10 protein-coding genes are annotated in these 15,422 nt (G+C 71.3%); 8 read left to right on the top strand and 2 right to left on the bottom strand.

Features of this window, described 5'->3' with window-relative positions; translation table 11 throughout:
- The 7 genes from ACIBCU_RS05395 (at position 1) to ACIBCU_RS05365 (ending at position 11,343) form a co-directional block, all read left to right on the top strand.
- On the top strand, positions 1-1,464 hold the full coding sequence (locus tag ACIBCU_RS05395; protein ID WP_399229383.1) for a sodium:solute symporter: 1,464 nt from the start codon (positions 1-3) through the stop codon (positions 1,462-1,464).
- Between the two features lie 103 nt (positions 1,465-1,567).
- Entirely contained in the window at positions 1,568-2,536 is a 969-nt protein-coding gene (gene speB / locus ACIBCU_RS05390) for an agmatinase (RefSeq protein WP_362926691.1), read from the top strand.
- Positions 2,533-4,215 carry a thiamine pyrophosphate-binding protein gene (locus ACIBCU_RS05385; RefSeq protein ID WP_399229381.1) on the top strand — a complete coding sequence of 561 codons (1,683 nt, stop codon included), beginning with the start codon at positions 2,533-2,535 and terminating at the stop codon, positions 4,213-4,215. The genes speB and ACIBCU_RS05385 overlap by 4 nt, the downstream gene beginning before the upstream one ends.
- A gap of 223 nt (positions 4,216-4,438) precedes the next feature.
- Entirely contained in the window at positions 4,439-5,302 is an 864-nt protein-coding gene (locus ACIBCU_RS05380; RefSeq protein WP_362926689.1) for a serine hydrolase, read from the top strand.
- Positions 5,303-5,474: 172 nt separating this feature from the next.
- Complete coding sequence (locus tag ACIBCU_RS05375) at positions 5,475-9,245, top strand: ABC transporter ATP-binding protein (protein ID WP_362926688.1); 3,771 nt, start codon at positions 5,475-5,477, stop codon at positions 9,243-9,245.
- A 170-nt stretch (positions 9,246-9,415) separates the two neighbouring features.
- A complete protein-coding gene (locus tag ACIBCU_RS05370; RefSeq protein ID WP_362926686.1) occupies positions 9,416-9,784 on the top strand; it encodes a hypothetical protein in 369 nt (122 codons plus the stop codon).
- Between the two features lie 77 nt (positions 9,785-9,861).
- Positions 9,862-11,343 carry a S28 family serine protease gene (locus ACIBCU_RS05365; RefSeq protein ID WP_399229378.1) on the top strand — a complete coding sequence of 494 codons (1,482 nt, stop codon included), beginning with the start codon at positions 9,862-9,864 and terminating at the stop codon, positions 11,341-11,343.
- 169 nt (positions 11,344-11,512) lie between these two features.
- Here the strand turns inward: ACIBCU_RS05365 and ACIBCU_RS05360 are convergent, their stop codons facing one another.
- Both ACIBCU_RS05360 and ACIBCU_RS05355 read right to left on the bottom strand, forming a co-directional pair.
- Positions 11,513-13,369: a glycoside hydrolase family 3 protein gene (locus ACIBCU_RS05360; protein WP_362926683.1), complete on the bottom strand. Its 1,857-nt coding sequence runs from the start codon at positions 13,367-13,369 to the stop codon at positions 11,513-11,515.
- 125 nt (positions 13,370-13,494) lie between these two features.
- Positions 13,495-14,403 (bottom strand): LysR substrate-binding domain-containing protein, encoded by a 909-nt coding sequence (locus tag ACIBCU_RS05355; RefSeq protein WP_362926682.1) that lies wholly within the window; start codon positions 14,401-14,403, stop codon positions 13,495-13,497.
- A gap of 98 nt (positions 14,404-14,501) precedes the next feature.
- Here ACIBCU_RS05355 and ACIBCU_RS05350 point away from each other — a divergent pair, with 98 nt between their 5' ends.
- On the top strand, positions 14,502-15,422 hold the full coding sequence (locus ACIBCU_RS05350; protein WP_399229374.1) for an EamA family transporter: 921 nt from the start codon (positions 14,502-14,504) through the stop codon (positions 15,420-15,422).

Genomic DNA, 15,422 nt, shown 5'->3' with positions numbered 1-15,422 from the left:
ATGGCTGTCGACTACGCGGTGATCGTGGTCTATCTGGCCGGCATGCTCGCCATGGGCTGGTGGGGCATGCGCCGCGCCAAGTCCAAGAGCGAGTTCCTGGTCGCCGGACGACGGCTCGGCCCCTGGATGTACTCCGGCACCATGGCCGCGATCGTCCTCGGCGGTGCCTCGACCATCGGTGGTGTCGGCCTCGGCTACCAGTACGGGCTCTCCGGCGCCTGGATGGTCTTCACGATCGGCCTCGGGCTTCTCGCCCTGTCCGTCTTCTTCTCCGCGCGCATCGCCCGGCTGAAGGTCTACACCGTCTCCGAGATGCTGGACCTGCGCTACGGGGGCCGGGCCGGGGTCATCTCCGGTGTCGTCATGTGGGCGTACACGTTGATGCTCGCGGTCACCTCGACCATCGCCTACGCCACCATCTTCGACGTCCTGTTCGACGTGAACCGGACCGTGGCGATCATCCTGGGCGGCACCATCGTCGTCGCGTACTCGACGCTCGGCGGCATGTGGTCGATCACGATCACCGACATGGTGCAGTTCGTCGTCAAGACGATCGGCGTCCTGCTGCTGCTCCTGCCGATCGCCGTCGTCAAGGCCGGCGGCTTCAGCGAGATGAAGGCGAAGCTGCCGACGGAGTACTTCGACCCGCTGGGCATAGGCGGCGAGACGATCTTCACGTATGTCCTGATCTACACCTTCGGCATGCTGATCGGCCAGGACATCTGGCAGCGCGTGTTCACCGCGCGCAGCGACCGCACGGCACGCTGGGGTGGCACCGTGGCCGGTACGTACTGTCTGGTCTACGCCGTCGCCGGTGCCGTCATCGGGACGGCGGCCAAGGTGATGTACCCGAAGCTGCCCAGTGCCGACGCCGCCTTCGCGACGATCGTGAAGGACGAACTGCCGGTCGGCGTACGGGGACTGGTGCTGGCCGCCGCGCTCGCCGCGGTGATGTCCACCTCCTCCGGCGCCCTGATCGCCTGCGCGACCGTGGCCAACAACGACATCTGGTCGCGGCTGCGGGGCGTGGTCGCCGAGGAAGGCGGCGAGGAGCGGGACGAGGTGAAGGGCAACCGGGCCTTCATCCTCATCATGGGCGTCGCCGTCATCGTGATCGCCATCGCGCTCAATGACGTCGTCGAGGCGCTGACCGTCGCCTACAACCTGCTGGTCGGCGGGTTGCTGGTGCCGATCCTCGGGGGCCTGCTCTGGCGCCGGGGCACGGCGGCGGGCGCGTTGGCGGCCGTGGCCGTCGGCGGTGTCGCGGTGATCGGACTGATGGCCGCCTACGGAATCCTCGCCAACGAGCCGGTCTACTACGGGCTGATCGCCTCACTCGCGGTGTACGTCGTCGTATCGCTGGCGACCAGGCCGACCGATCCTGCCGTGCTGACCGCCTGGCGCGAGCGCCTGGCCGGACGCGGGACCGAGGACCCGGCCACCCCGGACCCGGTCGCCGTCTGACCGCCCGTTCACCGGCCCAGGGGCCGGGACGGGCCCCTGGCAGACTGAATACCGTATGAACGCCCACAAGGCGCGCATGGCACAACGAAAGGCACCCGCACCCATGAGCAGCAACGAATCGCCGCGCGGACCCGTCGACTCCTCCCGGGTCCCGCGGTACGCCGGACCCGCGACGTTCGCCCGGCTGCCCCGGCTCGACGAGGTCGGCTCCGCCGATGTCGCCGTGGTCGGCGTGCCCTTCGACAGCGGCGTCTCCTACCGGCCCGGCGCCCGCTTCGGCGGCAACGCGATCCGGGAGGCCTCGCGCCTCCTGCGCCCCTACAACCCGGCGCAGGACGCCTCCCCCTTCGCCCTCGCCCAGGTCGCCGACGCGGGTGACATCGCCGCCAACCCGTTCAACATCAACGAGGCCGTCGAGACCGTCGAGGCCGCCGCCGACGACCTGCTCTCCACCGGCGCCCGGCTGATGACGCTCGGCGGCGACCACACCATCGCGCTGCCCCTGCTGCGTTCCGTCGCCAAGAAGCACGGCCCCGTCGCCCTGCTCCACTTCGACGCCCACCTGGACACCTGGGACACCTATTTCGGCGCCGAGTACACCCACGGCACCCCGTTCCGCCGCGCCGTGGAGGAGGGCATCCTCGACACGGAGGCGCTGTCCCACGTCGGCACGCGCGGCCCGCTGTACGGCAAGCAGGACCTCACCGACGACGCCAAGATGGGCTTCGGCATCGTCACCTCCGCCGACGTCATGCGGCGCGGCGTCGACGAGATCGCCGACCAGCTGCGGCAGCGCATCGGCGACCGCCCGCTCTACATCTCCATCGACATCGACGTGCTCGACCCGGCGCACGCCCCCGGCACCGGCACTCCCGAGGCCGGCGGCCTCACCTCGCGCGAGCTCCTGGAGATCCTGCGCGGACTTTCCTCCTGCCACCTCGTTTCGGCCGACCTGGTCGAGGTCGCCCCGGCGTACGATCACGCGGAGATCACTTCCGTCGCCGCGTCCCACACGGCGTACGAGCTGACGACGATCATGTCCCGCCAGATCGCGGAGGGCCGCAACCGGTGAGTCACGACCACGACGACCGGCCGCGGCTCACCGCCGCGCAGGCCGAGGCCGCCCTGAAGCCTCCGCCCGGACGCAACGGCGGCGACCTCGTCGTCGAGACCCTCCAGGGCCTCGGCGCCACCACCGTCTTCGGGCTGCCCGGCCAGCACGCGCTCGGGATGTTCGACGCGCTGCGCCGCTCCTCGCTCTCGTACGTCGGACTGCGCGTCGAGAACAACGCGGGCTTCGCCGCCGACGCCTACGGCCGGATCACCGGCGAGGTGGCGCCCCTGCTCCTCTCCACCGGTCCGGGCGCCCTGACCTCCCTGGCCGCGCTCCAGGAGGCGGCAGCCGCTTCCGCGCCCGTGCTGGCGATCTCCAGCCAGATCCCCACCGCCGGACTCGGCGGCGGGCGCCACGGCTATCTGCACGAACTCCGCGACCAGAAGGCGTCCTTCCGCGACATCGTGAAGTCCGTGCACACCGTGCGCACGGCGTCACAGATCCCCTCCGCGATCGCCGCCGCCTGGGAATCCGCGCTGACCGCCCCGCACGGCCCGGTCTGGGTCGAGATCCCGCAGGACGTGCTGCTCGCCGAGACCGTCCTGCCCGTGGTCAGCGCACTCGACGCCACCCCGCGTGAGCTGTACCCGCGACCGGAGCTGACGCTCGCGGCCGCCCACCTGCTCTCGAACGCCGAGCGCCCGGCGGTCATCGCGGGCGGCGGAGTCGTACGCTCCGACGCGTCCGGCAAGCTGCGCGCGCTCGCGGAGAAGATCAACGCCCCGGTCGTCACCACCTTCGGCGGGAAGGGCGCCTTCCCCTGGGAACACCCGCTCTCGCTCCGGTCCTGGCTGGAGGACCGGCACACCACGGACTTCCTGGAGTCCGCGGACGTGCTGCTGGTCGTCGGCTCGGGACTGGGTGAACTCTCCTCGAACTACCACACGTTCGCCCCGCGCGGCCGGGTCATCCAGATCGAGGCCGACGCCGGGAAGCTGGAGTCCAACCACCCCGCGCTCGGCATCCACTCCGACGCCCGAGAGGCCCTCGCCGACCTTCTGGACGCCGTGGAGCCCCGTGAGGACGACACCGCGCCCGAGCGCGTCCGGGCGCTGCTGGAGCGGGTCCACGAGCGCATCGCGGCACAGGACCTCACGCTGGAGCAGCAGGTGCTGGCCTCGGTCCGCGAGGCGCTGCCCGACACCTCGCCCAGCTTCTGGGACATGACGATCCTCGCCTACTGGGCCTGGTCCGCCTTCGACGCCCGCCGTCCGAACACGATGCACTCGGCCCAGGGCGCGGGCGGACTCGGCTACGGCTTCCCCGCCGCGATCGGCGCCGCAGCGGCCGATCCGACGAAGCCGGTGCTCGCGGTCTCCGGCGACGGTGGCGCGATGTACTCGATCGCCGAGCTCGCCACCGTGCGGCAGTACGACCTGCCCGTCACCTGGCTGATCGTCGACGACGGGGGCTACGGCATCCTGCGGGAGTACATGACGGGCGCCTTCGGCGAGGCGACGGCGACCGAACTCTCCCGCCCGGACTTCGTCGCCCTCGCCGAGTCCTTCGGCGTCCCCGCGGTCCGTACGACGCCGGAGACCCTCGCCGCCGACCTCGGCAAGGCTCTGGCGGCCCCCGGGCCCGCGGTCGTCGTGCTCCCCGCGCTGCTGAAGATGTTCGAGCCGACGCACCTCTGAGCCCGGCCCTGCGCCGGGTCCCGGACCGGCTTCCGGCCGGACCTGGCGGAGGGAGAGCGGCGTGGCGTCGGTCACTGAGCCCGGCCCGGAGGCCTTGCGGCGCGGGACGGGCGCCGGGACGGCCCTCCTGCCTGTGTCCCAGGCCATAGCTCGGTTTGTCCGTTCCGCGCATCATGTCCGGGTGCTCCGCAGGGGCGACCAGCGAGACGGTGCGGAGGACGGTATGACTCACCAGCGGATGACCCGGTACACCCGCGTCGCGCTCGGCGCCGCCCTGATCGGTGGTGCTCTCACCCCGGCGGCCGTGGCGTCGCCCGCCACCGCGGCACCGGCCCCCGCCGTCTCCTGCGCCTCGGACCGGGCCGGGCTCGCCGCGAAGATGTCCAAGGACATCACCGCGGCCCTCAAAGGGCACAGGTCCACCACCGCCCTGGCGGTGCAGGACCACCGGACGCGTACGAGCTGCACGCTGCGGCCCACCCAGCAGGTGGACTCGGCGAGCGTGGTCAAGGTCACCGTCCTCGCCGCACTGCTCTGGGACGCGCAGAAGACCGGCCGGCCGCTCACCCCGCACGAGAGCAGGCTCTCCACGGCCATGATCACCGAGTCGGACAACGACGCGACCACCGAGCTGTGGGACAAGCTCGGCCCCGCGAAGGTCGAGGGATTCCTCAAGGCCGCGGGAATGACCCGTACGGCCCTGGACGCCGAGGGCGCATGGGGGCTCACCCAGATCACCGCCCATGACGAACAGCGTCTGCTGACCCTCGTGACGGCCAGGAACAAGGTCCTCGACGACAGCTCGCGGACCTTCGTCCTGGACCGGATGCGCAAGGTCGTCCCGGAACAGCGCTGGGGCGTACCGGCCGGTGCCCCCGGCGACGCGACGGTCCAGCTCAAGAACGGCTGGCTGGAGCGCTCCACCCACGGCTGGCGTGTGCACAGCGTCGGCGCGTTCAGCGGCAAGGGCCACGACTACGTGATCACCGTGCTCACGCAGGACAACAGGACGATGGAGGACGGCATCGACACCATTCAGGCCGTCTCCAAGGCCGTCCACAAGGACATCGGGCCCGCCGCCGGCTGAGCGCCGCCGCCCGCTGACCGCCGCCGCTGCCGCCGCCCGAGTCCTAGGACCACCGGCCCCCGGATCCGCCCATCGGCTGAGAATTGTTGCGGGAGGATGAAATCTTCGGCCGACCGCGTTGGAGACTTGCGGTAGGCCCAGGCGGGGCAACGGGGCGATACAGGAGGCACGCGTGGGCGCGGAGAAGCAGGGCGCGGAGAAACAGGGCGCCGAGACGAAGGACCCCGAGACACAGGGGTGGGGCCGGCGGCTGAGCGGATACGCGTGGCGCTACCGGCGTAACGTCGTGCTGGCGCTGGGCTCGTCGCTCGTGGGCATGGCCGTGATGGCGCTCGTCCCCCTCATCACCAAGGTGATCATCGACGACGTCGTCGGCAGCCACACCCGTTCCCTCGGCGTCTGGACCGGACTGCTCATCGGGGCCGCCGTCCTCGTCTACATCGCCACCTTCATCCGCCGCTACTACGGCGGGCGGCTCGCCCTGGACGTCCAGCACGACCTGCGTACCGAGATGTACGGCACCCTCACCCGGCTCGACGGGAAGCGCCAGGACGAGCTCTCCACCGGGCAGGTCGTGGGGCGGGCCACCAGCGACCTCCAGCTGATCCAGGGGCTCCTCTTCATGCTCCCGATGACCATCGGGAACATCCTGCTCTTCCTCATCTCCCTGGTGATCATGGCGTGGCTCTCGCTGCCCCTGACCCTCGTCGCCCTCGCCGTCGCCCCCGCGCTGTGGTTCATCGCCCGCCGCTCCAAGACGCGCCTCTTCCCGGCCACCTGGTACGCCCAGAGCCAGGCCGCCGCCGTCGCCGGAGTGGTCGACGGCGCCGTCTCGGGCGTCCGGGTCGTCAAGGGGTTCGGCCAGGAGGAGCAGGAGACCGGCAAGCTCCGCGAGGTCAGCCGCAGGCTCTTCGCGGGGCGGCTGCGCACCATCCGGCTGAACTCCCGCTACACCCCGGCGCTCCAGGCCGTCCCCGCGCTCGGCCAGGTCGCGATGCTGGCCCTCGGCGGCTGGCTCGCCACCCGGGGCGAGATCACGCTCGGTACGTTCGTCGCCTTCTCCACCTACCTCGCCCAGCTCGTCGGCCCGGTCCGGATGCTCGCCATGGTCCTCACCGTCGGCCAGCAGGCCCGCGCCGGTGTGGAGCGCGTCCTGGAGCTCATCGACACCGAGCCGTCCATGGAGGACGGCACCAAGACGCTCCCGGCCGACGCCCCCGCGAGCGTCGAGTTCGACGACGTCCGCTTCGGCTACGACGACGACCGGCCGGTCCTGGACGGCTTCTCCCTCACCATCGAGCCGGGCGAGACCGTCGCCGTCGTCGGAGCCTCCGGCAGCGGCAAGTCCACCGTCTCGCTCCTGCTGCCCCGCTTCTACGACGTGTCGCACGGCGCCGTCCTGGTCGGCGGCCACGACGTCCGTGAGCTGACCCAGGACTCGCTGCGGGCCGCCATCGGGCTCGTACCGGAGGACAGCTTCCTCTTCTCCGAGTCCGTCGGCGCCAACATCGCGTACGGATACCCGGGCGCCACCCAGGAGCAGATCGAACGCGCCGCGAGCGCCGCCCAGGCGCACGGCTTCATCTCCGAACTGCCCGAGGGCTACGACACCAAGGTCGGCGAGCACGGGCTCACCCTCTCCGGTGGCCAGCGCCAGCGCGTCGCGCTCGCCCGCGCCATCCTCACCGACCCCCGCCTGCTGCTCCTCGACGACGCCACCTCCGCCGTCGACGCCCGGGTCGAACACGAGATCCACGAAGTCCTGGCCCAGGTCATGGAGGGCCGCACGACCCTGCTGATAGCTCACCGCAGGTCCACGCTCGGCCTCGCCGACCGCATCGCCGTCCTCGACCAGGGGCGGCTCGCCGACATCGGCACGCACGCGGAACTGGAGCGCCGCTCGGCGCTCTACCGCCGGCTGCTCACCGACCCGGACGAGATGGGCGGCACCTCACCCGGGCACCAGCCGTCGGTCACCGCCGAACCGGAGGACGACCGCGCGCTCCTGGAGGAGCTGGACGCGGAGTTCGACGCCGAGCGCGGTCTCACCCCCGGGCTGTGGATCCGTAAGGACGAGCGGCGCGACGCGGCGGCCGCCGGCATGCCCGCCACTCCCGAGCTGCTCGCCCAGGTCGAGGCGCTGCCACCGGCCACGGACGCTCCCGGCATCGACGAGGCGAGCGCGGTGCGACCGGAGAAGTCGTACGGTCTGCGCAGACTGCTGCACGGCTTCGGAGCCCCGCTGCTGGTGAGCCTGGCCCTGGTCGCCGTCGACGCGGGCATGGGACTGCTGCTGCCGGTGCTGATCCGGCACGGCATCGACGACGGCGTCACGAAGATGGCGCTCGGCGCGGTCTGGGCGGCGGCCGGACTCGGTCTGCTGGCCGTCCTCGTGCAGTGGGTGGCCCAGATCGGTGAGACCCGGATGACGGGCCGCACCGGCGAACGCGTGCTGTACTCCCTGCGCCTCAAGATCTTCGCCCAGCTCCAGCGGCTCGGACTCGACTACTACGAGCGCGAGCTGACCGGCCGGATCATGACCCGGATGACCACGGATGTGGACGCGCTCTCCACCTTCCTGCAGACCGGCCTGGTCACCGCCTTCGTCTCCATGGTCACCTTCTTCGGCATCACGGTCGTGCTGCTCGTTCTCGACATCCAGCTGGCCATGGTCGTCTTCGCCACGCTGCCGCTGCTGATCGTCGGTACGTTCTTCTTCCGCCGCAAGAGCGTCAAGGCGTACGAGCTCGCCCGTGAGCGCATCAGCGTCGTCAACGCCGACCTCCAGGAGTCCGTCTCCGGTCTGCGGATCGTCCAGGCGTTCCGGCGCGAGCGCGACGGCGCCGAGCGGTTCGCGGCGCGCAGCGACCACTACCGCCAGGCGAGGGTGCGCGGTCAGTGGCTGATCTCGGTCTACTTCCCGTTCGTCCAGCTGCTGGCCTCGGTCGCGGCGGCCGCCGTGCTGATCGTCGGCGCCGGCCGTGTCGACAACGGCACGCTGACCACGGGCGCGCTGGTGGCCTATCTGCTCTACATCGACCTGTTCTTCGCTCCCGTGCAGCAGCTGTCCCAGGTCTTCGACGGCTATCAGCAGGCCACCGTCTCCCTCGGCCGGATCCAGGAACTCCTGCGCGAGCCGACCTCCACGGCCGACCACGACGAGCCGGTGGACGTGACGTCGCTGCGCGGCGAGATCGCCTTCGAGAACGTCTCGTTCGCCTACGCCGACGAGGAGGAGGCCCTCACCGGCATCGATCTGCGGATCCCGGCGGGCCAGACGGTCGCCTTCGTCGGCGAGACGGGGGCGGGCAAGTCCACGCTGGTCAAGCTCGTCGCCCGGTTCTACGACCCGACGAGCGGACGGGTCACGGCGGACGGCACGGATCTGCGGCAGCTCGACAGGACGGCGTACCGGCACCGGCTCGGAGTCGTGCCGCAGGAGGCCTACCTCTTCGAGGGGACGGTCCGCGACGCCATCGCCTACGGGCTCCCGGAGGCCACCGACGCCCAGGTGGAGGCGGCGGCAAGGGCCGTCGGCGCGCACGACATGATCGCCACCCTGGAGGACGGTTATCTGCACGAGGTCGCCGAACGGGGCCGCAATCTCTCGGCCGGCCAGCGCCAGCTGATCGCGCTCGCCCGCGCAGAACTGGTCGACCCCGACATCCTGCTGCTCGACGAGGCGACGGCCTCCCTCGACCTCGCCAGCGAGGCGCAGGTCAACCAGGCCACAGACCGGCTGGCAGGACGGCGCACCACCCTGGTGGTCGCCCACCGGCTGACGACGGCGGCGCGCGCCGACCGGGTCGTGGTGATGGACCGGGGCAGGGTCGCCGAGGACGGCACGCATGCCGAGCTGCTGGCCAGGGAAGGCACGTATGCCCGGCTGTGGCGCACCTTCATAGGGGAGGGCATCGGGGAGGACGCCCCGGCGGGCGTGTGACACCCCTCCGCAACTGAACGCCGTCTTCCCGCGTCGTACACCCATGCGTACGTGTGTCTGATGGAGGTCGATGTGTTCGAGGGGTCGATGGGGTGGACCGTGTGGCGAGACAGCTGAGGTCATCGGGACGGACGGGGCTTGAGCGGCACGGGCCGGCGACAGGCCGGCGCATGACGGCGTCGCTCCTCCTGCCGCTGCTCGGGGCCCTGGTGCTGGTGACGGGCCCCGTCGGGCAGGCCCCGGCGCAGGCCGCGTCGCCCTGCTCCGGACGGCTGGTCAAGACGGTGAAGTTCTCCACCGGTTCGCTGCGCGTCTACAAGAGCCGTGCCTACGCGTGCGCCGTCACGGTCGCCAAGAAGCCGGGCGCTCGCCGGGCGATGCGGGTCTCGCTCCAGCCGCGCGGCGGCCGGGCGGTCGTCGACAGCGGCAGGTTCACCGAACTGGCCGGCCCGGTCACGGTGCACGCGCTCAACCGCTGCGTCCGTGCCTCGGGTTCCATCGGGGGGTCCTCCGGTTCCACGGGGTGGATCGGGTGCTGACGCGCGAGTGGGTCTGGCGTGACGGGTGTTACCACCGCTAGGTTCACGGCGACTGTCGTGAACCAAGGGGAGGGTGCATGCGCAAGGCGCTCAGAGGCGTTCTGTCGCTCGCGGTGCTCATAGGCACAGTGAGTGCGACCGGAGCCTCGGCCGGTGCGGCCACAGCCGCGGAACCGGCCGCGAAGCAGAGCAGCGGCCTCAGCAGCAACGAGAGCAGCAGCGAGGACATCAAGGACCGCATCCTGGCCATCCCGGGCATGAGTCTGATCGAGGAGAAGCCCTACCCCGGCTACCGCTTCTTCGTCCTGAACTACACCCAGCCGGTCGACCACAGGCACCCGTCCAAGGGCACGTTCCAGCAGCGGCTCACCCTGCTGCACAAGGACACGACCCGGCCCACGGTCTTCTTCACCAGCGGCTACAACGTCTCGACCAACCCCAGCCGCAGCGAGCCCACGCAGATCACCGACGGCAACCAGGTCTCCCTGGAGTACCGCTTCTTCACCCCGTCCCGCCCGGCCCCCGCCGACTGGTCGAAGCTCGACATCTGGCAGGCCGCCAGCGACCAGCACCGGGTCTTCAAGGCGCTGAAGAAGATCTACTCCGAGAACTGGCTCACCACCGGCGGCTCCAAGGGCGGCATGACCGCCACCTACTTCGAGCGCTTCTACCCGAAGGACATGGACGGCGTCGTCGCCTATGTCGCGCCCAACGACGTGGTGAACAAGGAGGATTCGGCGTACGACCGGTTCTTCGCCCGCGTCGGCACCGAGGAGTGCCGAGACCGGCTGACCGGTGTCCAGCGCGAGGCCCTCGTCCGCCGCGAGCCGCTGGAGAAGAAGTTCGAGGCATACGCCGCCGAGAACGGCCTGACCTTCGACACCGTCGGCACGCTCGACAAGGCGTACGAGGCCGTCGTCATGGACTACGTCTGGGCGTACTGGCAGTACAGCCTGCTCGCCGACTGCGACTCCATCCCGGCCGACGCCCCGAACGCCACCGACCAGGAGATCTGGGACTCCATCGACGGCATCTCCGGCTTCTCCGCCTACGCCGACCAGGGCCTGGAGACGTACACGCCGTACTACTACCAGGCGGGTACGCAGCTCGGGTCGCCCGACATCGAGCAGCCCTGGCTCGGGAATCTGAGCCGCTACGGCTACCAGCCGCCGCGCAACTTCGTGCCGCGCTCCATCCCGATGAAGTTCCAGCCCTCGGCCATGCGTGACGTGGACAGCTGGGTCCGGAACAACGCCGAACACATGCTGTACGTCTACGGCGAGAACGACCCGTGGGGAGCCGAGCCCTTCCGCCTGGGCCGCGGCGCCCGTGACAGCTACGTCTACACGGTGCCGGGCGGCAACCACGGCTCCAAGGTCGCCGGCCTCGTCGCCGACGAGAAGGCCAAGGCGACCGCCGCCATCCTGCGCTGGGCCGGGGTCGCTCCCGCGGCCGTCGAGGCCGATCCGGCGAAGGCGAAGCCCCTCGCGAAGTTCGACGCGCGCCTGGACGTGCGTGACGCCGAACTCCAGCGGGACCGGGGCACACTGCGGCCGTAGGGCCGCTCCGCGCCGAAGTGGGCTGGGCCTGCCGGATGTTCACATCCGGTGGGCGCAGCCCATCGGCATGTCCCCGCCCAGCTGCACCTCCACACGGACGTGCACCCAGCGTGACCCGCCGGAGCGGGCACACGCCAGGTGCACGGGGTGTTTTCAGCTCATCGGGTGGTTACGGCGAGGGCGTGGCGTAGCTCCGGTACGACAGCCCGTAGCCGACGGGGTACAGCGCCTGCGCGGGGGCGTCCGCCCGTTGCACCGGGACCGGCAGCCTGCCCTCCGGCCGGGCCCGCCCCGCGATCACACGAGCGGCGGCCCGCAGCTCGACGTCCGTCCAGGAGTAGGCGGCGAGGCTCGCGGCATAGCCCGTACCGGCGAGCTGGGCGATGTCGTACGGATTGCGGATCGCGAGGGTGATCACCGGGACGCCGGTCGCCGCGAGGGCGCTGACCAGGGTGCGCTGGGTGCTGGACGCCGTGACGTTGTACGTGCCCACGACCACGGCGTCCTTGCCCTCCGCCGCGGCCACGGCCTCGGCGATCTTCGCCTTCGAGGGCGCCGTGCCGGTGGACAGGACGGTCACCGCGAATCCCAGCTCCTCGAAGGCCCCGCCGAGCGTCGTCGTCGGCGGGCCGGTCGTGCCGGAGGGGGAGGCCGGATCGGCCCCGACCACCAGGAGGTTCTTGTGGGACCGGCGGGAGAGTGGCAGCAGCGAACCGGTGTTGGCCAGCAGCGTCGTCGTCCGCTCGGCGATCCGGTCGGCGGCGGCGAGGTGCGACGGGATGCCGACCGTGCGGTCGACGCCCCGCTGGGTGACGTACGGGTCGCGGAACAGGCCGAGCCGTGTCTTCAGCCGCAGGATGCGCAGGATCGATTCCTCGATGCGGGCCTCGCTGATCTCGCCGCTCTTCACCGCGTTCAGGACCGCGTTCCACGCGACGTCGAGGTGCGGCGGGTTGAGCAGCTGGTCGACGCCGGCCAGCAGTGCGAGTACGGGGACGCGCTCGTCGCCGTACTTCGTGCGGACACCCTCCATCCCCAGCGCGTCGGTGACCACGACACCGTCGTAGCCGAGTTCCTCGCGCAGGATGCCGGTGAGGATCGGGCGGGAAAGGGTCGCCGGGTCCTCCGACGGGTCCAGGGCGGGCACCACGATGTGGGCCGTCATGATCGAGTCGATGCCGGCGGCGACGGCCGCCCGGAACGGCGGGGCGTCGAGCGCGGCCCACTGCTCGCGGGTGTGCGAGATGACGGGCAGACCGGTGTGGCTGTCGGTGCTGGTGTCCCCGTGGCCCGGGAAGTGCTTGGCCGTGGAGGCGATCCCGGCGCTCTGATACCCCTTCACCTGCGCGGCGACCATCCCGGCGACCGACTCCGGGTCGGAGCCGAAGGAGCGTACGCCGATGACGGGATTGGCCGGGTTGACGTTGACGTCCGCGTCCGGCGCGTAGTTCTGGTTGATGCCCAGCGCCGCCAGTTCGGCCCCCGCGATCCTGCCCGCCGCGCGCGCGTCGGAGCGTGAACCGCCCGCGCCCAGTGCCATCGCACCCGGCAGCAGAGTCGCGGGCTCGCCGACGCGGCACACGATGCCGTGCTCCTGGTCGGTGGAGACGAGGAGCGGCAGCGGAGTGGGGCCGGCGAGCCCGGCCCGCTGGATGCCGTTGGAGAGGGCGGCGATCTGGTGCGGGTCGCGGGTGTTGTGCGCCCAGGCGAAGTAGATGATGCCGCCGACGTGGTACGTGGAGATCAGCTCGGCGGCGTCGCGGACCCCGATCTCGGCGAGGTTGGCGTCGATGTCCGCCTGGTCGGGGTCGGTCGCGGAGTGCCCGTACACCCGCATCACGAAGAGCTGGCCGACCTTCTCCTCCAGGCTCATCCGGGCGATGAGCCGCTTGAGGCGGCTGTCCTGGGAGGTACCTGTCGCGGCTGCCTGCGCGGCGCCGGGGAGAGCGGCGACGCCGGTGGCCGCGGCTGCGGCGGTCGCCGCGGTGGCGGTGAGGAGGGTGCGTCTGGAGGTGCGGTGGTGCACGTGAGCCCCTTCCGGTGCTGAAAGAAACTTCCAAGAAGGTACGGATATATGGAAAGTAACTACCAGTCAAGAGGGCGGTCCGGGAACGGGCGTGACGGCGTGGAAGGACGGGTGGTGTCCGGCCGTCAGGAAAGGCCCGCTCCCGCTCCGTGCCCGCGCAGCACCGACACCGCCGCGATGATCGCGGGCCGCCGCGCCGCCTCCGTGCGCCACAGCGCGTACAGCCGCCTCACCGGTACGGGATCCAGCCGCACGGCGACCACACCGGGGGGCAGCGGGCCCCGCCCCAGCCGGGGAATCAGCGCCACGCCCAGCCCGGCCGCCACGAGGGCCAGCTGGGTGTGGTTCTCCTCCGCCCGGTGACGGATGTCCGGCTCGTACCCCGCCGCCCTCAGGGTCCGTACGAGCCAGTCGTGGCACACCGTGCCGGGCGGCTGGCACACCCACCGCTCCTCGGCCAGCTCCTCCCGCCGCACCGCCTCCCGGCCGGCGAGCGGATGGCCCTCCGGCACCAGCAGGTCGCAGCGGTCGTCCCCGAGCACGGCCTGGGCGACGCCCTCCGGTGCGGGCAGCGGGCTGATGTCCCAGTCGTGGGCGACCGCGAGATCGACCACGCCCTTCGCCACCAGGTCGACCGAGAGATGCGGGTCGACCTCGGTGAGCCGCGCGTCCAGTGCCGGGTGCTCCCGTGCCAGCTCCGCCAGCACCCCGGGCAGCAGCCCGCGCGCCGCCGAGGCGAACGCGGCGATGGAGAGCCGCCCCGTCGGCTGCCCCCTGCGCTGCTCCAGCGTCGTCTCGGCCTGCTCCACGATCGCCAGCAACTGCTGTGCGGTGGAGGCGAGATGAAGCGCGTCCTCGGTGAGCGCCACCCCGCGCCCGCGCCGTTCGAGCAGGGTCGTACGGGTCTCCCGCTCCAGTTTGGTGATCTGCTGGGAGACCGCCGACGCGGTGTAGCCGAGAGCGGCGGCGGCGCCCGCGACCGAGCCGTGGACGGAGACGGCGTGCAGGGCGCGCAGCCGGGACAGGTCGAGCACCGGGACCTCCGGACGAGCGGGAAGCGTTAGCCGTTCTCAATCCAACCATGAAGAAATCCGCGCTGGTGCTACATGGTCCGGCGTCGGATGCTCGGTCCATGCGTCCTCTCCACATCGCCCTGGCCGCGCTGGTCGCCGCCGTCTGGGGTGTGAACTTCGTCGTCGTCGAGCTGGGTCTCGCCCACTTCCCGCCCCTGCTCTTCTCCGTCCTGCGCTTCCTCGTCGCCGCGCTGCCCGCCGTGTTCTTCGTCGGCAGGCCCACGGTGGCGTGGAAGTACATCCTCGGGGTGGGTCTCGCCCTGGGAGTGGCCAAGTTCGGGCTGCTCTTCATCGGGATGGACCGCGGGATGCCCGCCGGGCTCTCCTCCCTCGTCCTCCAGGTCCAGGCCGTCTTCACCGCCCTGTTCGCAGCCCTGGTCCTGTCCGAACGCCCCGGCAGGACACGCGTCCTGGGCATGGGTGTCGCACTCGCCGGCATCGGCGTGGCCGCTGCCGACGAGGGGGCGGGCGGACCCGTACTCGCCTTCGTCCTGGTGATCCTGGCGGCGGCCTGCTGGGGCGTCTCCAACGTGATCACCCGCAAGGCGGCGCCGTCCGACTCCCTCAACTTCATGGTCTGGGTGTCGACCGTGCCCGTACTGCCGCTCCTCGCCCTGTCCCTGCTCTTCGAGGGCTGGGACCGTGACGCCGACGCCCTCGCCGCGCTCGACTGGAGCGGCGTCGGCACCGTCGTCTACGTCGCCTGGATCTCCACGGTCTTCGGCTTCGCGGCCTGGGGCTTCCTGCTCCGCCACCACCCGGCCTCGTCGGTGGCCCCGTTCACCCTGCTCGTGCCCGTCTTCGGGATGTCCTCGGCCGCGCTCCTCCTCGGCGAGACGGTCAGCCCTCTGCGGTGGTGCGCGGCGGCGCTGCTGGTCGGGGGAGTGGCCCTGACCTCCCTGGCGAGGCCCCGTCGCGTCGCCGCTCCGCGGCTGCCGGAGGTCCAGGGGGCCGAGGAGCCCCAGGAGGCGCGGGCCTGA

This window comes from Streptomyces sp. NPDC051064 (genome assembly GCF_044455985.1).
Taxonomy (GTDB): domain Bacteria; phylum Actinomycetota; class Actinomycetes; order Streptomycetales; family Streptomycetaceae; genus Streptomyces.
This window is presented reverse-complemented; position numbering and strand designations above follow the sequence as displayed.

Excerpts from the sequence above, each read along its gene's own strand:
- ACIBCU_RS05395 (WP_399229383.1), top strand. The coding sequence starts at position 1 with ATGGCTGTCGACTACGCGGTGATCGTGGTCTATCTGGCCGGCATGCTC.
- speB (WP_362926691.1), top strand. The coding sequence starts at position 1,568 with ATGAGCAGCAACGAATCGCCGCGCGGACCCGTCGACTCCTCCCGGGTC.
- ACIBCU_RS05380 (WP_362926689.1), top strand. The coding sequence starts at position 4,439 with ATGACTCACCAGCGGATGACCCGGTACACCCGCGTCGCGCTCGGCGCC.
- ACIBCU_RS05370 (WP_362926686.1), top strand. The coding sequence starts at position 9,416 with ATGACGGCGTCGCTCCTCCTGCCGCTGCTCGGGGCCCTGGTGCTGGTG.
- ACIBCU_RS05365 (WP_399229378.1), top strand. The coding sequence starts at position 9,862 with ATGCGCAAGGCGCTCAGAGGCGTTCTGTCGCTCGCGGTGCTCATAGGC.
- ACIBCU_RS05350 (WP_399229374.1), top strand. The coding sequence starts at position 14,502 with ATGCGTCCTCTCCACATCGCCCTGGCCGCGCTGGTCGCCGCCGTCTGG.